The organism is Nocardia sp. NPDC006982, from assembly GCF_042869435.1.
Taxonomy (GTDB): domain Bacteria; phylum Actinomycetota; class Actinomycetes; order Mycobacteriales; family Mycobacteriaceae; genus Nocardia.
On record NZ_JBIAFV010000011.1, the window covers coordinates 41,589 to 63,990 of the forward strand.

Here is a 22,402-nt window from a genome sequence, read left to right on the forward strand (position 1 = left end):
CTGCCGGGCAGGCTGGTGCTGCCGGGCAGGCTGGTGCTGCCGGGCAGGCTGGTGCTGCCGGGCAGGCTGGTGCTGCCGGGCAGGCTGGTGCTGCCGGGCAGGCTGGTGCTGCCGGGCAGGCTGGTGGCCTTGGGCAGAGCCTGCCTGCAGAGCGGGCAGCGGCTGTTGAACAGCACTCGACCGCCGGGCATGGTGCTGATCCAGAGGGGTCGGCCGGTGGGCCGGATCCTGCGGTCGGACCGAGCGCTGCGGCAACACAGACCCCATTGGCGGAAGAGGCTTCGACCGCGCGCGGGCATTCTGTCGAGCAGGGTGCAGCCGCAGGTCAAGCCGATGCCGGAGCCGGATTCGCTTTCGTGCCGGATGATTCGACGGCCGAGCCTGGCGAGACGCAGACGGATGCCGATCGCACGGCTGTCGATCCGGGTTCGAGCACTGAACAGGTCGTTGCGGCAGAGCAGGCCGGAGTCGATGCCTCCGACGAGACAAGCGGCGCGCCCGTTGATGCGGCGTCTGTGGGACAAGCGCGCTCTGATGCTTCGTCGGGTGCTGGGGCTGCCCCGACCGATGCCGCACCTAGTCAGGCTTTCGCCTCTTCAGGCGTCGAATCTGCGGATCGGGCCGCCGCATCCGGTCGAGGTGCGGCCGACTCGGCGGGCGACGAGGGTTCGCAGGCTGCCGCCGGATTGCTGGAATCCGAAGGGACGCAGGCGGTCTCCGAGACAACGGCACCGCGAGAGCGCGACCACGCCGGGGTCGGCGAGGGGCAAGCGCCGTCTAATTCGGAAGTTGCGCAGTCGATTTCGGCTCGGCAGTCCGACCAGGCTGCGGCAGAGGCGGCGTCCAGGGCCGGTTTGGCGCAATCGAGCGAGCAGACCAGTGGCGCGGGCACGAGTGCCGCGGCGCACCACGACGCTGCGGTGCAACGGTCGGAGCGAGGTGTCGCGGATCGGACCACAGCTGGTGCGGCGGAACTGAGTGAGTCGACGACCGGGGCGGGTCCGGGTGGTGCGGCGCCGCAGGGCGGCGCGCGAGCTGCTGTGCAGCAGGGGCGCGCGCAAGGTGCCGTGCAGGAGAGCGGTGCGCAGGGGCTCGCGGACCAAGCCGGTGCGGAGGCCGGTGGGCAGGGGGATGGGGATTTGTTGCGGGCGGTGGAGGGGGCCTGGGCGGAGATTCGGGCGAAGGTTCGGGAGTTCGGGCCTACCGTGCAGGCGTTGCTGTCGGGGGCCTCGGTGGCGCGGATCGAGGGGGAGGTGATCGTATTCGCGCATCAGCATGCGCCGTTGGCGCAGCGGTTGTCGGATCCGCGGAATGTGGAGGCGGTGCGGTCGGCGGTGCGGGCCGTGCTCGGCAGCGATCATCCGGTGCGCTGGGAAGCGGGTGGGGCCGCGCCTCGGCCCGCGGCTGCCACGCCGAAGGCGAGTCGGGGGCGTGGTCAGGCAGGGCAGCAGGCCGTTAGTGCGCCGGGACGTGAATCCGGCACTGCGGCTGGGCGCGCTTCGGATGCGCCTACGCCGCCGCGGTTCTCGCGGCCGAGTCAGGCCAGGGCGGCGGCCTCCGATCCAGCGGCGGGCCCTGGTCGGCGGCCCGCACCGAGTAGTGACGCGCGGTCGTTCCGCGGCGACGACGATATTCCGCCGCCCGACTTCCCGGATCTACCGGATGACCCGGGTCCGATGGATTACGCGCCGATCGATGGCGTCCCGCCGCCCTCCACGCCGGAGGAGGAACAGGAGATGCTGGCCGAATCGCAGACCCCGGTGGCGCCAGGGGATCGACGCGACCCGGATGAGGTGGCCTTGGAGTTGCTCAAAAGTGAGCTGGGTGCCACACGGCTGGATGGTTGACAACCCTCGTTCACAAGACGTTAAGTTAACCGGAGTTCGCACACCACGGTAGTATGAACGGGTGGCCGCGAGCCGCGGTGTGGCGAAGTTCTATGGTATGCGGAGGCATGCGGGTATCTGGAACTCGTCATCGCCGCTGCTTGTCGACTTTTGTACAGCGTCAGGACGGTCGGTCTCCGGACCGATCGGCGAGGTCACTCGCATGGACGGACGAATGTTCGGCCGCCGCACCCTTAAGGAAGGAACACTCCGATATGACCACAGAGGCCTACATTTACGAGGCCATCCGCACCCCGCGCGGACGCGGCAAGAAGAACGGTTCGCTGCACTCGGTCAAGCCGATCGACCTGACTGTTGGTCTGATCCAGGAGCTGCGCGGCCGTTTCCCGAACCTCGATGAGGACCGGATCTCCGATCTGATCCTGGGCGTCGTCGCGCCGGTTGGTGACCAGGGCGCCGATATCGCCCGCACCGCCGTGACCGTAGCCGGCCTGCCCGACACCGTCGGCGGCTTCCAGCTCAACCGCTTCTGCGCCTCCGGCCTCGAGGCCGTCAACCTGGCCGCGCAGAAGGTCCGCTCGGGCTTCGACGACCTGGTCCTCGCCGGTGGCGTCGAGTCCATGTCCCGCGTGCCGATGGGCTCCGACGGTGGCGCCTGGGCACTGGACCCGGCCACCAACTACGACACCTACTTCGTGCCGCAGGGTGTCTCCGCCGACCTGATCGCCACCATCGAGGGCTTCTCCCGCGATGACGTGGACGCCTACGCCGTGCGCTCGCAGGAGCTCGCCGCCAAGGCCACCACCGGCGGCTACTTCGCCAAGTCGATCGTTCCGGTCAAGGACCAGAACGGCCTCGTCGTCCTCGACAACGACGAGCACATGCGCCCCGGCACCACCGCCGAGGACCTGGCCAAGCTGAACCCGTCCTTCGCCGTGGTCGGCGAGATGGGTGGCTTCGACGCCGTGGCGCTGCAGAAGTACCACTTCGTCGAGAAGATCAACCACGTTCACCACGGTGGCAACAGCTCGGGCATCGTCGACGGCGCCGCGCTGGTGCTGATCGGTTCGGAAGAGGCGGGCAAGGCCTCCGGCCTGACCCCGCGTGCACGCGTCGTCGCGACCGCGACCAGCGGCGCCGACTCCACCATCATGCTGACCGGTCCGACCCCGGCCGCCAAGAAGGTGCTGGCCAAGGCGGGTCTGACCCTCGACGACATCGACCTGGTCGAGATCAACGAGGCGTTCGCCTCGGTGGTGCTGAAGTTCCAGAAGGATCTGCAGATCCCGGACGAGAAGCTGAACGTCAACGGCGGCGCCATCGCGATGGGCCACCCGCTCGGCGCCACCGGCGCCATGATCACCGGCACCATGGTCGATGAGCTGGAGCGCCGCAACGGCCGCTACGCGCTGGTCACCCTCTGCATCGGTGGCGGCATGGGCGTCGCCACGATCATCGAGCGCGTCTAACCCCAACCGACAGCTGAGAATTCACGGCGGCGTTCGCGCAGGCCCGGAGGCGGTAGCTTGCGTAACCACGTAGGGACCGCGAGCGCCGCCAATTAGACACAGGAGACACAGAGCTGTGAGCGAGACCAACATGATCGGTTGGGAGCAGGATTCGGACGGCATCGTCGTTTTGACGATGGACGACCCGAACCAGGGCGCCAACACGATGAACGAGCTGTACAAGACGTCGATGACCGCGACCGTCGACCGGCTCGAGGCCGAGAAGGACAGCATCACCGGCGTGGTGATCACCTCGGCGAAGAAGACCTTCTTCGCCGGCGGCGACCTGAAGAACATGATGAAGGTCGGCCCGGAAGACGGCCAGGCCCTCATGGAGGAGCTCGGCACCATCAAGTCGGCGCTGCGTCGGCTGGAGACCCTGGGCAAGCCGGTCGTCTCGGCGATCAACGGCGCCGCACTCGGCGGTGGCCTGGAGATCACCCTGGCGACCCACTACCGGATCGCCGCGGATGTGCCGGGTGTGCAGCTCGGCCTGCCCGAGGCGACCCTGGGCCTGCTGCCCGCCGGTGGCGGTGTCATCCGCACCGTGCGCATGTTCGGCCTGCAGGGCGCGCTGATGCAGTTCCTGCTGCAGGGCAACAAGTACCGCCCGGGCAAGGCCAAGGAGATCGGCCTGATCAACGAGGTCGTCGGCTCGGTCGAGGAACTGGTGCCCGCGGCCAAGGCGTGGATCAAGGCCAACCCCGAGGGTGGCGTGCAGCCCTGGGACAAGAAGGGCTTCAAGATCCCGGGCGGCACTCCGTCCAGCCCGGCCTTCGCCGCCAACCTCCCGGCCTTCCCGGCCAACCTGCGCAAGCAGCTCAAGGGCACCAACATGCCCGCACCACGCGCCATCATGTCGGCCGCGGTCGAGGGTTCGCAGGTCGACATCGACAACGCGTCGCTGATCGAATCGCGCTACTTCGTCTCGCTGCTGACCGGCCCGGTCGCGAAGAACATGATCCAGGCGTTCTTCTTCGACCTGCAGTCGATCAACAACGGCGGTTCGCGGCCCAAGGATGTCCCGAAGAAGGAGATCCGCAAGGTCGGCGTGCTCGGCGCGGGCATGATGGGCGCGGGCATCGCCTACGTCTCGGCCAAGGCGGGCTACGAGGTCGTGCTGAAGGACGTCACCATCGAGGCGGCCGAGCGCGGTAAGAACTACTCCGAGAAGATCGAGGCCAAGGCCCTTTCTCGCGGCAAGACCACCGAGGAGAAGTCCAAGGCGCTGCTGGACCGGATCAAGCCGACCGCGGATGCGGCCGACTTCGCCGGTGTCGACTTCGTCATCGAGGCGGTCTTCGAGAACACCGAGCTCAAGCACAAGGTGTTCCAGGAGATCGAGGACATCGTCACCCCGGACGCGCTGCTGGGCTCGAACACCTCCACCCTGCCGATCACCGGTCTGGCGACCGGTGTGAAGCGCCAGGAGGACTTCATCGGCATCCACTTCTTCTCGCCGGTCGACAAGATGCCGCTGGTGGAGATCATCAAGGGTGAGAAGACCTCCGACGAGGCGCTGGCCCGGGTGTTCGACTACACCCTCGCGATCAAGAAGACCCCGATCGTCGTCAACGACAGCCGCGGCTTCTTCACCTCGCGCGTGATCGGCACCTTCGTCAACGAGGCGATCGCCATGCTCAACGAGGGCATCGAGCCCGCGACCATCGAGCAGGCCGGTCTGCAGGCGGGCTACCCGGCCGCGCCGCTGCAGCTGTCGGACGAGCTGAACCTGACGCTGATGCAGAAGATCGCCAAGGAGACCCTGGAGGCCGCCGAGAAGGGTGACAACACCCTGGGTGTGAAGCGGCACCCGGCACAGGATGTCATCGACTACCTGGTCGAGCAGGGTCGCCCGGGTCGCCTTGGCAAGGCCGGTTTCTACGAGTACGACGAGGACGGCAAGCGTCTCGGCCTGTGGCCGGGTCTGCGCGAGCACTTCAAGACCACCGCCGGTTTCGGTGTGCCGCTGCAGGATCTGATCGACCGCATGCTGTTCATCGAGGCGATCGAGACCCAGAAGTGCTTCGACGAGGGTGTGCTCATCACCACCGCCGACGCCAACATCGGCTCGATCTTCGGCATCGGCTTCCCGGCCTGGACCGGTGGTGTGCACCAGTACATCGTCGGTTACCCGGGCGGCCAGGCGGCCTTCGTCGAGCGCGCCGACTACCTCGCCAAGACCTACGGCGAGCGTTTCGAGGTCCCGGCCTCGCTGCGCAAGTAGTCACGCGGTAATTCGCAACGGGCCGTAGCGACTGCTTGCAGGTCTCGAAAAGGTCAGCCCGCCACCGCATTTCGCGGTGGCGGGCTTTCGCTGTTCCGGGCCGGGGTTGCGGCCGCGCGGGCATTGCGGGATGTGCTGGTTCACCTGAGGGCGCGACCTGGGTCCGCGCCTGCCGTCGGGCGAACGCACTCTGATCCTGGTCAGCGACAACACCTTTTCGAATGCCGTTAACCTGTGCGACCGGCCTCGTCGATACGGTAGGTGATTGTGGTCAGAAGTAAAGGGTCCCTGCTTGTAGCGACCTTCGCGCTCGCATGTGCTGTCGCCCCGGTTGCCGACGCAGCGCCGCCGCCGGTCGCGTCCGATGCCGCACCGGTGCGCTTACTCGGCCAGCAGATCATTCCGTTCGACATGGACTTTCGGGGCACCACGGTCGGCGGGTTGTCCGGTATCGATTTTCAGCCGAGCACCGGCGAATATGTGTTGATCAGCGACGACAGGTCCGAGCGGGACCCGGCGCGTTTCTATACCGCGCGATTCGGCGTGGGCGAGGGCGGCATCGGTCCGGTGACGTTCACCGGGACCTGCCCGCTGCGTACTCCGGACGGCTCGCTGTACGCGCCGAAGTCCTTGGATCCGGAGGAGATTCGGGCCGACCCGTGGACCGGTGACTACTTCTGGACGCAGGAGGGTGAGCGCACCGATGCCGTGCTCGCCGACCCCTCGGTCCGAATCACCCACCCGGACGGCACTTTCGCCGCCGAACTCCCGATTCCGGAGAACGAGCGGATGCGCCCGACCACCGGCCCGCGCCAGAATCTCGCGCTCGAGGGCGCGACCTTCGCGGCGGGTGGCGCCCTGTTCGTGACCTCCGTCGAGGGCCCGATGCTGCAGGACGGTCCTGTCGCAACGGCGAAAACCGCTGCCACCTCACGGATTACGGTGCAGGCGCGTTTCGGCCCGCTGCTCGCTCAGTACGCTTACCCGATGGAGCCGGTCTTCGCCGAGTCGAGTCCGGAGCCGGGCCAGGGCATGAACGGCATTGCCTCGATCCTGGCCGCCGATCCGCTCGATCCCACGAATTTCCTTGTCCTGGAACGCTCTTTCGTGCTCGGCGTCGGCAATAAGATCCGGATCTACGAGGCCGATACCAATGGCGCGACGAACATCCTCGATGCTCCGCTCGGCACCGCCCGACCGGTCGCCAAGCGCTTGCTGGTCGACCTCGCCGACCTCGCGCTCGACCCCATCGACAATATCGAGGGCATGACCTGGGGGCCGCGCCTGCCGTCGGGCGAACGCACCCTGATCCTGGTCAGCGACAACAACTTTTCGGATAAGCAGGTCACCCAGATCGTGGCGTTGGCCGTCCGGTAGCAGGTCGGCCGGCTCGTAGTTCAGCTGGGCCGCAGATCCTCCGCCGCCTGGTAGTACGCGTCCGCGGCGCGGGTGAAGTAGTCGAACAGAACTTCACGCTGTTCGGCGGAATACCCGCCGAGGATTTCGCCGATGGCGCGCCGCGCGGGGGCCAGGACTTCGTCGAGATCGGCTGGCTTATCGATCAATTCGACGATCACCTTGCGGCGGTCACCGGGCACCGGGACGCGCCGCACATAGCCCGCGTCTTCCAGGCGATCGATGAGGCGGGTGGTCGGGCCGGTGGTCAGTCCGCTGCGCGCGCCGAGTTCGCCGGGCGTCATTGCGCCGTTGAGTTCCAGGATGTTCAGGGCGTAGAGGTCCGTCGCGCCCAGGTCGACGGCGCGCGCACCGGCCTGTCCGTGCAGCATGACCGCGCTCAGATAGCGGCGGTAGACCTCGCTCGCGTCCGGGCGCATGGCAGGTGTTGACACGGATACCTCCATCTTCTAATCTCTTCTTCAACGAAGAGACTTCCTAGACGAAGAAAGCTCTTCTAAGAAGAAATCTAGCACGGAGGGCAAAATGAATGCAGCATCGCGTAGCGATTCGATGAGGGGCGACGGTCGGGCGACGGGTGGGCACAGCAATGACACAAAGGCGATCGAAGCCGTACTCGCGGAATTGGTCGACGCATGGGGCCGCGGCGATGCCGACGCCTACGGCACCGTCTTCACCGAAGACGCCACCTACACAAGCTTTCTCGGCACCCTCTACCGCGGCCGCGCCGATATCGTCGCCTCGCATCGCGCCCTGTTCGGCAGCGTCCTGAAGGGCACCCGGCTGGCCGACGACATCGTCGACATCCGCTTCTACGGCCCGGACACCGCCGTGGTCAACAGCCACGGCGACACCTACAAGGGCAAGCCCAAGCAGCTCACCAAGACCCAGACCTACACCATGGTCCGCCGCGACGGCCGCTGGCTGATCGCCGCCTTCCAGAACACCAAGCGCAACAAGCTCATGGAGCGCATCACCTACCTGTCCACCCCCGCCGCCCGCCCCGCCGCCGAGCGCTGAACTCCCACTGCCCCAAAAGGATCCGCCATGAACGCCCCCGCACACCGCCATCGCCGCCGCATCGTCTCCCGCGTCCTGGCCGCCTCCGCCGTCACCCTCGGTGTCGCCGCGGGCGGCGGCTACCTCTGGCTGGACCGGACCTCGGACGTGCACAACCTCGGCACGACCGCCTGCGCCACCGTCACCACGCCCGCGCCGCAGTCGGCCCGGGAAATCTGTGATCTGCTCGACCAACTCACCGACGCCTGGGGTCGCGGCGATGCCGACGCCTACGGCGCCCTGTTCACCGAGGACGCCACCTACACCAGCTTCGTCGGCACCTACTACCAGGGGCGCGCCGATATCGTCGAGGGCCACCGCGCCCTGTTCAAGGGCTTCAAGAAGGGCACCGAGCTCACCGATTCGATTCTCGGCATCCGCTTCTACGGCCCGGATACCGCCGTCGTCACCAGTCGCGGCGATACCTACAAGGGCGACCCGAAACAGCCCGAGGAGCTGTCGAAAACGCAGACCTACACCATGGTTCGCCAAGACGGTCGCTGGTTGATCGCCGCGTTCCAGAACACGCAGCGCAACAACGTCATGGAGCGGATCTCGTTTCTCTACGATCCGGCGACCAGGCCCGCCGCCGAGCGCTGAGGCGGTCGCAACCACGCTGTTTCGAAAGCCACCCACTCGGGTTGATACCGCGCTACGTTGGAGTATGCGTGACATATCGGGCATCGCGAGATCGTTTCGCGATGTCCGATGTCCGTGTGTTTCTCGGTCGCCGGTGACGCCGATTCGATGTGAATTCGAGGTGGTCACATGAATCCACAGATGCGTTCGGGCAAGGCAAACGCCGAATCGACTTCGGCCGAATCGGACACACAGCGGCATGCGCCCATCGAAATGGTCGACGAGCTGGAGGCGATGGGCCTGTCGGGTGCGGTCGAGATCGGCCGGGGCGGGTTCGGGGTGGTGTACCGCTGTGTCCAGTACGCATTGGACCGGGTGGTCGCGGTCAAGGTGCTCTCCTCGGAGATCGATGCCGAGAGCCGGGAACGGTTCCTGCGCGAGGAGCAGGCGATGGGCCGGCTGTCCGGCCATCCCAATATCGTCGACATCCTGCAGGTCGATGTCACCCCGACCGGCCAACCATTCATCGTGATGCCCTTCTGCACTCGAGGATCGCTCGAACAGGTCATTCGGGACCAGGGTCCGCTCACCTGGGCGGATTCGCTGCGGGCCGGGGTGAAGCTGGCGGGCGCGATCGAGAGCGCGCATCGGGCCCAGATTCTGCATCGGGACGTCAAACCGGCGAATGTCCTGCTCAGTGCGTACGGCGAACCGCAACTCACCGATTTCGGAATCGCCAGGATTCCGGGCGGTTTCCGCACTTCCAGCAGTTTGATCACGGGCTCACCCGCCTTCACCGCGCCCGAGGTACTCAAGGGCGACGAGCCGACCGTGCTCTCCGATGTATACGGACTCGGCTCGACGCTGTTCGCCCTGCTGACCGGCCATGCCGCCTTCGAACGGCAATCGGGGGAGAAGGTGGTCGCGCAATTCCTGCGGATCACCACCCAACCGGTGCCGGACCTGCACGGCCACGACATTCCCGACGATGTCGCCGATGCCATCCAGTATGCGATGGACACCGATCCGGGTAACCGGCCCGCGTCGGCCTTCGAGTTCGGCGAGCTGCTGCGCACGGTGCAGCGCGAGCACGATCAGATGCCCGATGAGATGGCGCTACTGGATACCACGGTGGTGGCGCCGGATGAGACGGAACATCCGAACGCGGCCGAGGTGACGGTAACGCGACCGGCGGTGACCGCACGCCGCAGTTGGCCGTTGACATTGCGTCCCGCGGTCTCCCAGCATCCGGCCAACTCGACCTCGGTCGCGCCGACACTGCCCCCGACGGCGACGACGAAATTCCGCCCGCCGACCCCGGCCCGCGAGCCGGTGCCGCGCCCGCGCCTGCTGGACACGCTGCGCGCCGGTGGCCGCCGCCGACTCGCGGTCATCCACGCACCGGCCGGATTCGGCAAGAGCACGGTGGCCGCGCAGTGGCGCAATGAGCTGACCGATGGCGGGGTCCCGGTGGCCTGGCTCGGCGTCGACCAGGACGACGATAACGAGATCTGGTTCCTGGCCCACCTCATCCAGGCGATCCGCCGGGTTCGCCCAGATATCGGCGAGGGCTTGGACCAGGTGCTCGAGGAACGGCCCGCCGACGCGGTCGCCTATGTCATCTCCACGCTGATCGATGAGATCCACGCCGGCGGGACCACCGTCGTGGTGATCGTGGACGACTGGCACCGGGTCGGCGATGCGGGTGCGCGGCGGGCGATGGATGCGTTGCTGGACAACGGATGTCACCACTTGCGCTTCGTGGTGACCAGTCGGGAGCAGTCGGGCCTGCCGACCAGTCGGATGCGGGTGCACGACGAATTGGTCGAAATAGGCTCCTCGGCGTTGCGCCTGACCAGCGCAGAGACCAAGGAAATCCTGGTGCAGCGCAACGGATTCGCACTCACCGATAACCAGATCGAGGAGATCCACGCGGCCACCGACGGCTGGCCCGCCGCGGTCCAACTGGTGAGTTTGTCGTTGCGTGGCAATGTCGATCCGGATCGATTGATCGCGAATCTGGCCGAGGGCAGTCACGGCATCCGCGAGTATCTCGCCGAAAACGTCCTGGACGCCCTCGAACCCAAGATGCTCGACTTCCTGACCTCGATCTCGATCACCGAGCGGGTCAGCGGTTCGCTGGCCTCGGCGCTTTCGGAGGAGCCGGACGGCGAAGCGATGCTCGAGCAGGCCGAACAGCGCGAGTTGTTCGTCCGGCGCATTGCCCACGATCCCGAGTGGTTCCGGATGCAGCCGCTGTTCGCCGAACATCTTCGGGCGCGGTTGGAGCGGGCCGATCCGAGCAAGGTGCGGGCATTGCACCGCAAGGCATCTCGCTGGTATGCCGAACATAATCTGCTGCGCAAGTCGGTCGATCACGCGCTCGCGGCGACGGATCTGAAGATGGCGCTGGATCTGCTCGAGAGCGGCGGCATGGACCTCATCGATAAGTCCCGCCTCGCGACGCTGCTCGGGACGGTATCGAAGCTGCCGGTGCAGCAGGTGGCTTCGCGATCCAAACTGCTCATGGCCGTGGCCAGGGCGAATGTGAATCTGCAGCAGCCCGCCGCGGCGCGCGCGGCCTTGGGCCGCTTGTCCAATGTGCTGGCGCGCGGGTCGTCCACCGATGACGATGCGGATCGGCAGCGCTGCCAGGCAGCGGTGCTCGCGGCCTCGGATCAGATCGCGCGCGACCACACCGAGGGTGTTCTCGACCAGGTGGCCGAATGCCTGGAGAAACCCGATGAACTACCCGCCTGGACCGTATCGACCGCCGCGAATCTGACCTCCTTCGTGCGCTTGTGCGAATTCGACTTCGACGGGGCGCGCGAAATCCAGGAATGGGCGGCGCCGTTTCACGCTCGATCCAAGGATCCGCTCGGCGAAGTTTTCGGACTGTGCGGCAAGGGTGCGGCAGCCTATGAACAGCTCGATATCGCCACTGCCACAAGCTGTTTCCAGCAGGCGTGGGAGGCCGCACGGCAGAAGTCGGGACCGCGCTCCGATGCGGTGCGGGTGGCCGCGGCGCTGCTCGGCGAAATGAGTTACCGCCGGGGCGATCTGGATACCGCCGACCGGCTGCTCGACGACAGTCATCAGTTGGTCACCCGGGTCGGGCCGGTCGACTTCCTGATCTCCACCTTCGTGGTCGGTGCCAGGGTCAAGGCCGCGCTCGGCGATCTGTACACCGCGACCGCCCGCCTCGACGAGGGCGATCGAATCGCGGCCGATAACAGACTGATCCGGCTCGCCTCTCATATCCGCGCCGAGCGGCTGCGCCTGGGACTGCTGACCGATACCGCGGCCCGGCGCGTCGCCGATGCCGCGACCGGATACGAATCGGATATCTCCGGAACCATTCACCAGGCCCATCGGATGACGGGCGCGGCGGCACTGGCCGCCGAGGCGGAGGAGATCGCCGCGATCCGCGCGCTGCTGTCCGAACGTCAGCTGCGCGCCGACGATCGCGCGGTGCGCCGGGCCCGCGCGCTGCACGCTCGCATGGTCGAACAGCACCGTCCTCGAGCGGAATTGGATACCGTACTGCTGCTCGCCGAATGTCTGGCCGCCTCCGGCTGGGTCGGCGAGGCCACCGGACTGCTGCTGCCCGCGGCGGCCACCTGCGCCGAACACGGTTGGACCATGCCACTTTTGGATGCGGGACCCGGTGTGCTCGGCATCCTGCGCGTGCTGCGCACCGAAGTGCGTGCGACACCGGGACAATCCGGCGAAACGACGCTGCCCGCCCTATTCCTGGATGAACTCCTGGGCTAGGACGGGCAGTATCAGTCGCTGATTACGGCTGCCACCACGGGCGCAGCGGCAGACCCGATTCGCCGTTCGGGCCCAGCTTGACGCCGAGCACCTGGTGCAGCTGAACCACGTTGCGCTGGAAGCCGAGTCGGCAACCGGCCATGTACAGGCCCCACACTTTCGCGGTGCCCTCGCCGACCTCTTCGACGCAGGCATCCCAGTTGGCGACCAGATTCTTACACCACTCGTGCAGGGTGAGCGCGTAGTGCTCGCGCAGGTTCTCCTCGTGGATCACCTCGAGGCCGATATTCTGGATCTCGGAGATGATCCGGCCGGAGCCGATCAGTTCGCCGTCCGGGAAGACGTAGCGGTCGATGAAGTCACCGGCCTTGGTGGTCCGGGTGTTGTCCGGCCTGGTGATGCAGTGGTTCAGGAACAGGCCGCCCTCGCGCAGCTTGCTCTTGATGTAGTCGAAGTAGAACGGGTAGTTGTGCACCCCGATGTGCTCGGTCAGGCCGATCGAGGAGACGGCGTCGAAGTCGACCTCCGGAATATCGCGGTAGTCGGAATGCCGCACTTCGGCGAGGTCGGACAGACCTTCTTCGGCGATCTTCTGCTGCGCCCATTCCGCCTGTTCCGCGGATAGTGTCGCGCCGATGACCTTGACGCCGCGCTTGGCCGCGTAGCGCACCATACCGCCCCAGCCGCAGCCGATATCGAGCAGCCGGTCGCCCTCCTTCAGCCGCAGCTTGTCGAAGACCAGGCGGTACTTGTTCTCCTGGGCCTGCTCCAGCGTCCAGTTCTCGTCCCCGTAGGTCGCGCAGGTGTAGGTCATCGAGGGGCCGAGGACGTATTCGTAGAAGGTGTTGGAGACGTCGTAGTGGTGGTGGATGGCCTCGGCATCGCGAGTCTTGGAGTGCCGCAGGCCCTCCAGCGCGATCCGGCGCCAGCGCGGCAGCGTCTCCTGCGGTGGCGGCGCGATCGGCTTGAGCCGCTCCCAGCCGAGCGAGCGCGCGATGGTGACCAGCGCGAGCGCCGACGGACGACGGAACTTCAGCCCATCCATCGCCCGCAGAATGTCGTACGGATCGCCGGGGTGCACGCCGGTGGCGGTCATATCGCCGGCGATGTAGGCACGGGCCATGCCGAGATCACCCGGCGCGGTGGCCAGATAGTTGATCCCACGCGGGGACTTGATCTCCAGGGTGTATTCCGAATCCTCCGGCCCGGTCGCGCTGCCGTCGTAGGCGGTCAGCCGAATCGGAACATCGCCGTCGATCAGCGTCTCGAAGATCTCGGCAATGCTGAGTTTTGTCCCGAGGTCCGCGAAGACATCGGAACGGTCCTTGAATGTAGTCATTTGCGTTGCACCGCCTTCGAATACAAATCCAGCAGTCGCTGGTCCGGGTCGTAGCGCTTCTTCAATTCGGTGTAGGTCTCGCCGCCGTACAGGGCCGCGAATTCATCCTTGCCGTAATACGAATCCGAGTACAGGGATTTGTGCCCGTCGAACTCGGTGACGGTCTGCTCGATCGCGCGGTTGGCCTTGCCCTCCTGCTGACCTGCGACGGTCGGCACCGCGGACCAGAATCCGACATTGACGTAGGTACGGTTCGGCTGCAGCGGATACAGCGGCCATGGACGCCCCGTTGCAGATGCGTCGTTTTCGCGCAGTCGCAGCGGGCACAGCCAGATCGGTTCGATCGGAATTTCGCGCAGGAACCATTCGACGAAATCCGCGGTCCGCTCGACCGGAACCTCGACGTCCTGCACCACACGCTCGCGCGGCGGATTGCCCTGGCGGGCCTCCAGTTTGTCGCCGATATCGTACTTGTGATCGAGTGCGATGAGCTTCCAATAGAAGCTGCTGCGCCGGTAGCGCTTCGGCCAGAACCGGCGGATCTTCGGGTTCTGGGCGCCGAAGGCGCGCGAACACCAGAACCAGTCGGTGTCCCAACGCCAGAGATAGTCGTGGATGCTCAGCCGGTCGCGTTTGGGCCGGTCGGAGTCGTGCTGGATGGACCGGTAGTAGATGTCCATGCCGGTGTAGTCGCTGACCGGGCCGGGCTCGTCGGTCTGTCGGCCGAGCGTCAGATAGCTTTCGTCGGCGGTGAAGACCACGCCGTCGAGGTAGTCGACGCGTTCGCCGTCGTAGGTCTTGTCCGTGACGATCCGGGCGAGCGTGGACTCCAGCTCGCGCAGGTCGTGGAAGCGGACGTGGCGCAGCGCTACATAGGGCTGGACGGTCTCCAGTTCGATCTTCAGTCGGACCGAATAGCCGAGGGTGCCGTAGGAGTTCGGGAAGCCGCGGAACAGGTCCGCGTGCTCGCCATCCGGTGTCGCGGTGATGATCTCGCCCGCCCCGGTCAGCACGTCCATCTCCAGTACCGACTCGTGCGGCAGACCGCTGCGGAACGAGCTGGATTCGATGCCGAGGCCGGTGACCGCGCCGCCGAGGGTGATCGTCTTGAGCTGCGGCACCACCAGCGGGGCGAGCCCATAGGGCAGTGTCGCGGCGACCAGATCCTCGTAGGTGGTCATCCCGGCGACGTCGGCGGTCCTGGCGTCCGCGTCCACCGCGATGACCTCGGCGAGGCCGGAAACATCCAGGCCGGGTGCGGTGTTCTTGGCCCTGGCCCGGAACAGATTCGAGGTCTTCTTCGCCAGTCGCACGTTGGCGTTCGCGGGTATCGCGCGGTAACTGGCCAACAGTCGGTCCACACCCGCTCGATGCGCGGCGAACCCTGATTCGTGTGCGGCCGATGCGTGTCCGGCCTTCCCCAACAGACTCACTGCCACTCCTCGACGCTAGTACGCACCGGTAACACAAGCCACTGCGAGGTCACCGACGAGGGATAAATGTCACGCATCTGTTGCATCGGGAATACCCAGGACTCGCCGTGTCAGTCCGGCGGCGGTCCGGGCGGTTTCGAACACCCGCTTCGCACGACATATTGCATGGATCCCCTCCGGCGCAATCTGATCGGGAAGCCTAACAGTGCGGACCGGTCGGCGCGCGGTGATCAACAGGACCGACCTGGTCGTCGCACCGCGGTGGGGACAGGGCAGGATAGAGGCAAATCACTGCCCGGACAAGGAGCTCATCGTGGGACAGGTCAGCGCCAGCAGTTCGATCGCCGTCGCGGCGGATCCGCAGCGCGCACTCGAGGCCATCGCGGATTACGAGAAGGTGCGTCCGCGCATCCTCTCCGCGCACTACCGGGACTACAAGGTGGTCGAGGGTGGTCAGGGCGCGGGCACCGTTGCCGAATGGACCCTGCAGGCCACCGAGAAGCGGTCCCGCAACATCCACGCGGTCGTGTCGGTCTCGGATTCCATCGTGACCGAACGTGATTCGAATTCGACGCTGGTGAACACCTGGACGGTGACGCCGGACGGTACGGGTTCGCAGGTCACGCTGCGCACGTCGTGGAAGGGTGCGGGCGGTATCGCGGGGATCTTCGAGGGGATCTTCGCGCCGTTGGGGCTGAAGAAGATTCAAGCCGAGGTGCTCGCGAACCTGCAGCGCGAACTCTCCTGAGATAGCAGGGAAAGGCCCGACACACGTCGGGCCTTTTTCTTATCCGGCCGCGATATCGAAGAGATTGCCCTCCGGATCGGCCAGCGTCGCCCATTGCGTGCCGTACTCGTCGAAATCGCCGATGTGCTTGGCACCGAGGCCGATCGCGCGATCGATCTGCTCGCGCCAGTCCGCGGCCTTCAGATCCAGGTGGATCACATTCTTGCCCGGCGTCTTATCCGGCACCTGGATGAACATCAGTACCGGCGCCACGCCTTCGGCCATCCCGACCGTCGCGAACTCCGGGCTCGCGTTGTCGTCCAGGGGACGGTTCAACAGCTCGGACCAGAAACCGGCGAGCGTCGCGGCGTCGGTGCAGTCGAAGGTGATATGCCCGATCGTGAGTGTCATTGCGGTTCTCCCTCTTTCAGAGCCGACCGATGGGCCAGCAGACTTCGGTGCGGTAGGCATTGGGGTCCTCGATTTCGCCCGGACCGAGGACGTACAGCTCACGGATGGGTTCGGCGAGCGAAGTGTCGTGTTCGGCGACATGGCTGCCGAGGGCACCGTAGGTGCGGTCGAAATCGTCGAACGGGCCCGAGTGCACGGTGATCGCGAACCGGCGCGCGGGCAGTTGGATGACCGAGAGTTCGCTCGGTAGCGCAATCCGCGGGTCGGCCGGAATCGGGATGAAAGCGGCGACCTCGCCACTGTCGTCCTCGAAGAATTCCATCGAATAGGTCGCGCCGTCGGCACCGGCGGGCGCGATATTCGTCGCGGCCAAGGTCTCGTGCAGCAGCGGATATGCGGCGGCGCACCAGTCGCCGATCGCATCCCGGCTCACCGAATCGACGTACGCGAGTGCCGGAAATGCCGCGATCGACCGGTATTCGACGGTGATCGGCGCGGCCGGTGTGAGCAGCGAGCGCAGCGAAGCAACCACCGACTGCGTGCGCTGCAACTCCGCTTCCATGCGTTCGAGATGTGCCCGCAACGCGGCATCCCGGGCCTCGGTATCCGCGGCCGCCAGCACCGCCTTGATCTCCGGCAGCGGCATATCCAGCCCCCGCAGCCGACGGATCAGATGCGCCTGCGCAACCTGATCGACCGAATACCGCCGATACCCCGACCCCGCGTCGACCGCAACGGGTTCCAGCAGCTCGACCTCGTGGTAATACCGCAGCGTCTTCACACTGAGGTACGTCAACCTCGCGAACTCCCCGATCGACACTGTCGCTGCCATATCTCATAGCGAACACCCTCCAGCTAGAGGAGAGTCAAGGACCCGCGAATATCGTGCCGGACAGGGATCGAACCCATGCTGCATTGCGCGGTCGATCTCGGTTGCGGCCGCTGCCGCGATCGACGAGTCGTGGCGCGCAATTTCAAGTAGCCGCCGCCGGAAGTCCTGCTAGCGTCAGCTGAGATGGACAATTTCAGTCATGCGTTGTTGTCATTCGCGCGGGGCCATCTCGGTGTGGCGATCGAGCAATATTCGGCGTTTCAGCAGCAGGTACCTGACGGGCAGATAAGGATCGATCACGAGGCGGGCACGGCATGGGTCGGGGAGCGGGCGTTGCACCGTTCCGGCCAGCTGGGGACCTTCGCCGAGGATTTGACGTTCATGTGGGCGTGGGCGAAGCCGGCTCTTGCGGGACTGCCGGGCGTGGAGCATTCGACGCGGTTGCGTGATATCGGTGTGCGGCACGGGATTCCGGAGTTCACCGAAGAGTTGTTGGATCTGGGCGAATTCTGGGACCCGAAGCTCGCCGCTGATCATTTGTCCTTGATCGCTCTCGGCGCGCTGCGATCCCGCGGGGCGATGATGTTCAACCACGGGGGCCGTGCGTACACCTACCTCGTCACCAGCGATGAGACCCTGACCTACGCCGAGCCGGATCCGGCACGCGTGTGCGAATATCTGCGGATGGCGGCGCTTCTGCTGCCCGGCGACGGAACGCGAGACGTTGTCACGGGGTATGCCAGGACACACGAGCTGGCCGCTCGCCCGATCCCGGAGGGCATAGAACTGACACTGCCCGACGGCTACCGGTTGGTCGCACGTGTCGACGCGAGCGACAACATCATCGATGCGAGCATGATCGGCCCGGACGGCCGGCCGTATCGTCCAGACCAGCCGCCGGCACCGCGGCATCCTTCGTCCGTGCCTCCGTTCATCCCAGACGCTCTGCTGGTCGAGCTAGCACCCGCGGTGGCGATCACAATGGGGCTGAAGGGCGGACTACTCGACTTCGCCGAGGAACTGACCGAGCTGGAGCATCCGCAGTCGACCTGGGATCCGGTCGGCGGCCGATTCGGCTTTGCCGAATTGCCGAATTTGTCGGTGGCGGCCGTCGAAATCGGTTGGTACGACCGGGGTTCCCGAACGTGGGTTTGGGCCGACAACGACTGGGCGGGGAGCGTCGCGGTCCGCGGACTGGCGCGCGCCCATGGTGCGGACCAGCTCGCCGCGGACCGCGTCGACCTCACGGCAACCATGCCGCACGACGACAACACCTGTGATCTGCTGTCGGCCGCCGCTGTTCAGCTCGGCGGCGCCGTGGGCTGGGCAGTTGTTCCCGGCGACGGTGGCCACCATGCCGTCGCGCTGATCGACGAGCGCATTGTCCCGCCTGCTACGGATCCGGAGATGGCCTGCGCCGTCTTCGATGCCGCGGCGAATATGCTGCACCCACTGACCAATGCGGAGAACCGATACCGTGTCATGCGAGAACTGGTTGTCGGCTACTTCCGGCACTACGGCATCCCCACGCTGTATTTCGATGAGCCGCACCGATTGATGGGCTACTTCGGGCTGTACGAGGTGCGCGTCGATTTCGGCGTCGACGGCGCGGTCGGGCGAGTTGGCTACGGTTTGATCGGCAGCGCGCCAACTGTTCGCTGACGGGGTCGCGCGGCTTCCTGAAGAACACGTGGGGGCCGGGCTGGCTTCCGGGGCCGAAGCGACGTGCTGCAGCGACTTCTTCAGGCCCCAGTACGCTGGCCGCGTGAGCTACGACCACGTCTTGTTGCCGTCCGGTGTCGCGATGACGATCGCGCAGGTCGACGCGTATCTGGCTACCCAGCAGGGACGACCCGAGACGGAACCGGTCGCGGCGATGGCGGCGGAGCTGAACAGGCGCAATGCCGAACTACCCGAGCAGGACGGATTCCTGAGCACGGTTCCGGTCGGCGGCGCGGCGACCGGTGCGGTATTGCACGTACCGTGCCCGTACGACGCGATCGGATTCGTCCGGCAGGTGCTGTTCGAGATCGCGACACCGCTGAACTACGCCGTCTACGATCCGCAGCTGGCCTGGCTGATGGATCCGGCCGGACATGTGCCCGCGCTGGTCACCCACGGTGGCGCGGGCGAATTCCCCTATTTGACGAAAGCCCTTGCCGACCAGTGGATTCTCGAGCTGGCCCCGCCGAATCCGTATCTGGTCGTCGAACGTGACGAGCAGGTCTACATTCAGACCTACCGCGACAAGTCCGGAACATTCACCCTCGAGTATCGAGATGGCGCCCCGGACCGGCACTTCGGCATCACCGTCACCGACCCGCAGACCGTCGCGGATCTGATCTGGGACTGGGCCGTCGACGACCGTACCCGGCTGCAGGCCCTGCCCTGGAGTCGAATCACCGTCTGACGCTTACTGATTCTGCACCGCCAGCCGACCGGCCAGGGCAATGAACGAGGCCCCGAACACCCGGCGCATCCAGGTGACCACGGCGGGCCGGGAAATCACCTGGTTGCGCACGGCGGCCGCGCAAGCTCCGTAGATCGCGAACACCACGAAGGTGGCGAGCATGAACAGCCCGCTCAGTTCGAGCATGCGCGCCAACGCATTCGGGGCACTGGTCGGCACGAACTGGGGCAGGAAGGCGAAGAAGAAGATCGTCAGTTTCGGGTTGAGGATATTGAGCAGCACTGCCGAGGTGATCACCTGCCGGGCCGACGGTGTTCCGGTCTCCGCCTCGGGCACGGCCAGTGCGCCCTTGTCCCGGAACGTATTCCACGCCATGTACAGCAGGTAGGCGACACCGAGATACTTCAGCGTCTGGAAGGCGACGGCACTCGCATTGAGCAGTGCGGCCAGTCCGGTGACGGCCGCGACCATGTGCGGAATGATGCCGAGCGTGCAGCCGAAGGCCGCTATCACGCTGGCCTTCGTCCCCCGGGAAAGTCCGGCCGCCAGCGTGAACAGCACGCCGGTGCCGGGTGTGGCGACGATGACGAGCGTGGTCAGCAAGAACTCGATGCTCATCCCCGACACAGTAACCCGTGCCCGGCCGAACGCAAGCTACAGTGCCCGCCTACCCGATAGCGCGCGGCCGAGAGTGAGTTCGTCGGCGAATTCGAGATCGCCGCCCATGGGCAGACCGGAGGCCAAACGGGTCACCGACAATCCCGGAAAATCGCGCAGCATCCGCACCAGGTAGGTGGCCGTCGCCTCGCCCTCGGTATTCGGATCGGTCGCGATGATCACCTCGCTGACATCGACGCCGTCCTCTTGATTGCCGATGCGTGCCAACAGCTCTCGAATGCGCAGCTGATCCGGTCCGATGCCGCTGAGCGGATCGAGCGCGCCGCCGAGCACGTGATAGCGCCCGCGGAATTCGCGGGTGCGCTCGATGGCCTGCACATCCTTCGGCTCCTCGACCACGCAGATCATGGTGCGGTCGCGGCGCGGATCCGAACAGATGCGGCACATTTCGTTATCCGAGACCGTGCCGCAGACAATGCAGAACTGCACGCCGTCGCGCACCTTCTGCAAAGCGGCCTGCAGCCGGTCGATATCGGGCGGCTCGACCTGGAGCAGATGAAATGCGATGCGCTGCGCGCTTTTCGGACCGATGCCGGGCAACTTGCCCAACTCGTCGATCAGATCCTGGACCGGGCCCTCGTACAAAGACGTCCCCGGATCAGAAGTCGGGCAGACCCGGCAGCGACCCGCCGCCGGCCAGCGGGCCGAGCCGCTCGGCAGCCAGCTGCTGCGCGTTGGACATGGCGTCGTTGACCGCGCCGATCACCAGATCCTGCAGCCCCTCGACATCGTCGGGGTCGACGATCTTCGGATCGATGCTCAGCGTGACGACCTCACCGGTCGCCTTGATGGTGACCTGGACCAGGCCGCCACCGGCCTGCCCCTGCACTTCGGTCGCCGCGATCTCGGCCTGGGCCTGCATCACCGCCTGCTGCATCTGCTGCGCCTGGGCGAGTAATTGCTGCATATCGAACTGACCACCGGGCTGCACGGCTTGTCCTCTCTGCGGAAAGTGTCGTCGTCCAGCCTAGTGGGCGCGGCAACAGCGGTGCCCGCAGCCCCGAGCCGCCAGATAACAGTTCGATTTTTAACCAGATGTCCGCGAGGGCACCGTCTTACGATCGATACAGGGTCGGGGACCGGGTGTGGTGAGTTCTGGAGACAGCAATGCGCGCAAACCGAGTTCTTTTCATGGGCACCGCGGTGCTCACGCTGGGATTTCCCAGTCTGTTCCTGGGGGCAGGCCTCGCCGCCGCCGACTCCGGCATCGTCGACCCCGAGGTTGCCGACGCCGAGGTGGTCGACACGGCGGTGGACTATGGCGGCGGGTGCGTCCTTTATCCCGACAATCCGACCGCCACCATCGACTCGCTGCGGTCGCACTGTTCGGCCGAACAGCAGGACGCGATCTTCCGCAATGCCCCGCGCGGCGAGGTGCCGAGGGGAGTTACGAACGGCTGGGTGACCAGGCCGCCCATCATGGAGGTGGTGGCCCCGGCCTTGTGGATCGGTAAGACGTTCTACACCGGCCCCGACGGTGGCTTTCTGGTGAACCGGGTCACCCAGGCGGGCCTCGAGGCCTGGCAGGCCGATGTGTACACCGCACCTGCGATCACCGATGGCGGCCCGACCTGGGCGTTGAACTATGCCCCGTCACCGACCCCGCAGGTCTACGACGAGATCCGTGAGGTCACGCCCAATGTCTGGTTCGGCTACTCCTGGTGGCGCGGCTACTTCCAGACCACCTTGCTGCTCACCTTCGCGTTGACCTATTAGCTCGCGCGGTGCGCGTGACATCCCGTGCTGCGCAGGCGCAGCCCCCGGCAATGTCACCGCAGTCGACGACGAAGGCGTGCCGTGCGTGGTCGAGATCGATGCAGTCCGCATCGGTGCATTCGGCGGTGCGGCCGAGGTGGACGATGAGGGTGCCGTGGCAATGGTCGGTGGCGGATTCACAGGACGGACACGTCGGCGCGCGCATATGGCCTCCAGACGAGATCGGTTCGTGAATCGGTCATAGCACCCGCCCCGGACAGGTAGTGGGAGATCGGTCGCGTGTCGCGACGGCATCGGGACGGCGGCTGTCCGGAAACCGACTGTTCATGCTGCGTCCCCACGGTGTCAGCGAGCGCAGCGAGCGAACCGTGTCACAGCGCGCATCGCGCACGCCGGAGCCGAGCGCCAGCGAGGCGCAGGCGTGAGCGACGGGCCCGGAGGCGGCA

At 66.1% G+C, this 22,402-nt stretch carries 19 protein-coding genes and 1 pseudogene; 11 read left to right on the forward strand and 9 right to left on the reverse strand.

The annotated features are described in order from the left end of the window. A pseudogene (locus ACFYOW_RS33625) lies at window positions 1-191 on the reverse strand (hypothetical protein); the annotation flags it as partial. A gap of 75 nt (window positions 192-266) precedes the next feature. On the opposite strand from ACFYOW_RS33625, the gene ACFYOW_RS33630 reads away from it, so the two are divergent. The 4 genes from ACFYOW_RS33630 to ACFYOW_RS33645 all read left to right on the forward strand — a co-directional run bounded on the left by ACFYOW_RS33630 (window position 267) and on the right by ACFYOW_RS33645 (window position 6,959). Then, a complete protein-coding gene (locus tag ACFYOW_RS33630) occupies window positions 267-1,847 on the forward strand; it encodes a hypothetical protein (protein WP_387294100.1) in 1,581 nt (526 codons plus the stop codon). Window positions 1,848-2,101: 254 nt separating this feature from the next. Then, window positions 2,102-3,316: an acetyl-CoA C-acetyltransferase gene (locus ACFYOW_RS33635; RefSeq protein ID WP_387294101.1), complete on the forward strand. Its 1,215-nt coding sequence runs from the start codon at window positions 2,102-2,104 to the stop codon at window positions 3,314-3,316. Between the two features lie 115 nt (window positions 3,317-3,431). Further along, window positions 3,432-5,582: a 3-hydroxyacyl-CoA dehydrogenase NAD-binding domain-containing protein gene (locus ACFYOW_RS33640; protein ID WP_387294102.1), complete on the forward strand. Its 2,151-nt coding sequence runs from the start codon at window positions 3,432-3,434 to the stop codon at window positions 5,580-5,582. 267 nt (window positions 5,583-5,849) lie between these two features. Then, window positions 5,850-6,959: an esterase-like activity of phytase family protein gene (locus tag ACFYOW_RS33645; RefSeq protein ID WP_387294103.1), complete on the forward strand. Its 1,110-nt coding sequence runs from the start codon at window positions 5,850-5,852 to the stop codon at window positions 6,957-6,959. Between the two features lie 20 nt (window positions 6,960-6,979). On the opposite strand, the gene ACFYOW_RS33650 is transcribed toward ACFYOW_RS33645, so the two are convergent. Beyond that, window positions 6,980-7,432, reverse strand: a complete 453-nt coding sequence (locus ACFYOW_RS33650) for a MarR family winged helix-turn-helix transcriptional regulator (protein WP_387294104.1) — start codon at window positions 7,430-7,432, stop codon at window positions 6,980-6,982. Between the two features lie 91 nt (window positions 7,433-7,523). Between ACFYOW_RS33650 and ACFYOW_RS33655 the strand changes: the two genes are divergently transcribed. The 3 genes from ACFYOW_RS33655 (at window position 7,524) to ACFYOW_RS33665 (ending at window position 12,410) form a co-directional block, all read left to right on the forward strand. Continuing rightward, window positions 7,524-8,018, forward strand: a complete 495-nt coding sequence (locus ACFYOW_RS33655; RefSeq protein WP_387294105.1) for an SgcJ/EcaC family oxidoreductase — start codon at window positions 7,524-7,526, stop codon at window positions 8,016-8,018. A 27-nt stretch (window positions 8,019-8,045) separates the two neighbouring features. Further along, the gene (locus tag ACFYOW_RS33660) at window positions 8,046-8,657 is read left to right on the forward strand and encodes an SgcJ/EcaC family oxidoreductase (protein WP_387294106.1); all 612 of its coding nucleotides are present in this window, start codon (window positions 8,046-8,048) and stop codon (window positions 8,655-8,657) included. Between the two features lie 168 nt (window positions 8,658-8,825). Continuing rightward, the gene (locus ACFYOW_RS33665; protein WP_387294107.1) at window positions 8,826-12,410 is read left to right on the forward strand and encodes a protein kinase; all 3,585 of its coding nucleotides are present in this window, start codon (window positions 8,826-8,828) and stop codon (window positions 12,408-12,410) included. 22 nt (window positions 12,411-12,432) lie between these two features. On the opposite strand, the gene ACFYOW_RS33670 is transcribed toward ACFYOW_RS33665, so the two are convergent. Next, window positions 12,433-13,749, reverse strand: coding sequence for a class I SAM-dependent methyltransferase (locus ACFYOW_RS33670; protein WP_387294108.1), 1,317 nt, complete (start codon window positions 13,747-13,749; stop codon window positions 12,433-12,435). Next, window positions 13,746-15,182 (reverse strand): FAD-binding oxidoreductase, encoded by a 1,437-nt coding sequence (locus ACFYOW_RS33675; protein ID WP_387294109.1) that lies wholly within the window; start codon window positions 15,180-15,182, stop codon window positions 13,746-13,748. The genes ACFYOW_RS33670 and ACFYOW_RS33675 overlap by 4 nt, the downstream gene beginning before the upstream one ends. Before the next feature lie 313 nt (window positions 15,183-15,495). On the opposite strand from ACFYOW_RS33675, the gene ACFYOW_RS33680 reads away from it, so the two are divergent. Then, complete coding sequence (locus tag ACFYOW_RS33680; protein ID WP_387294110.1) at window positions 15,496-15,930, forward strand: SRPBCC family protein; 435 nt, start codon at window positions 15,496-15,498, stop codon at window positions 15,928-15,930. A gap of 39 nt (window positions 15,931-15,969) precedes the next feature. On the opposite strand, the gene ACFYOW_RS33685 is transcribed toward ACFYOW_RS33680, so the two are convergent. Then, window positions 15,970-16,320 (reverse strand): VOC family protein, encoded by a 351-nt coding sequence (locus ACFYOW_RS33685; RefSeq protein ID WP_387294111.1) that lies wholly within the window; start codon window positions 16,318-16,320, stop codon window positions 15,970-15,972. 16 nt (window positions 16,321-16,336) lie between these two features. Then, a complete protein-coding gene (locus ACFYOW_RS33690; RefSeq protein ID WP_387294112.1) occupies window positions 16,337-17,152 on the reverse strand; it encodes a MerR family transcriptional regulator in 816 nt (271 codons plus the stop codon). A 183-nt stretch (window positions 17,153-17,335) separates the two neighbouring features. Here ACFYOW_RS33690 and ACFYOW_RS33695 point away from each other — a divergent pair, with 183 nt between their 5' ends. Together ACFYOW_RS33695 and ACFYOW_RS33700 are read left to right on the forward strand one after the other, a co-directional pair. Continuing rightward, window positions 17,336-18,814, forward strand: coding sequence for a DUF6882 domain-containing protein (locus ACFYOW_RS33695; protein ID WP_387294113.1), 1,479 nt, complete (start codon window positions 17,336-17,338; stop codon window positions 18,812-18,814). Between the two features lie 103 nt (window positions 18,815-18,917). Beyond that, window positions 18,918-19,562 (forward strand): hypothetical protein, encoded by a 645-nt coding sequence (locus tag ACFYOW_RS33700; RefSeq protein WP_387294114.1) that lies wholly within the window; start codon window positions 18,918-18,920, stop codon window positions 19,560-19,562. A 3-nt stretch (window positions 19,563-19,565) separates the two neighbouring features. Here the strand turns inward: ACFYOW_RS33700 and ACFYOW_RS33705 are convergent, their stop codons facing one another. From ACFYOW_RS33705 to ACFYOW_RS33715, 3 genes are read right to left on the reverse strand one after another with little or no spacing between them, the layout of a single operon-like run. Beyond that, window positions 19,566-20,180 (reverse strand): LysE family translocator, encoded by a 615-nt coding sequence (locus tag ACFYOW_RS33705; RefSeq protein WP_387294115.1) that lies wholly within the window; start codon window positions 20,178-20,180, stop codon window positions 19,566-19,568. A gap of 36 nt (window positions 20,181-20,216) precedes the next feature. Next, the gene (gene recR / locus ACFYOW_RS33710) at window positions 20,217-20,825 is read right to left on the reverse strand and encodes a recombination mediator RecR (protein ID WP_387294116.1); all 609 of its coding nucleotides are present in this window, start codon (window positions 20,823-20,825) and stop codon (window positions 20,217-20,219) included. 13 nt (window positions 20,826-20,838) lie between these two features. Beyond that, the gene (locus ACFYOW_RS33715; RefSeq protein ID WP_387294117.1) at window positions 20,839-21,171 is read right to left on the reverse strand and encodes a YbaB/EbfC family nucleoid-associated protein; all 333 of its coding nucleotides are present in this window, start codon (window positions 21,169-21,171) and stop codon (window positions 20,839-20,841) included. A gap of 176 nt (window positions 21,172-21,347) precedes the next feature. Between ACFYOW_RS33715 and ACFYOW_RS33720 the strand changes: the two genes are divergently transcribed. Then, window positions 21,348-21,956, forward strand: coding sequence for a hypothetical protein (locus ACFYOW_RS33720; RefSeq protein ID WP_387294118.1), 609 nt, complete (start codon window positions 21,348-21,350; stop codon window positions 21,954-21,956). Window positions 21,957-22,402: the final 446 nt, after the last annotated feature.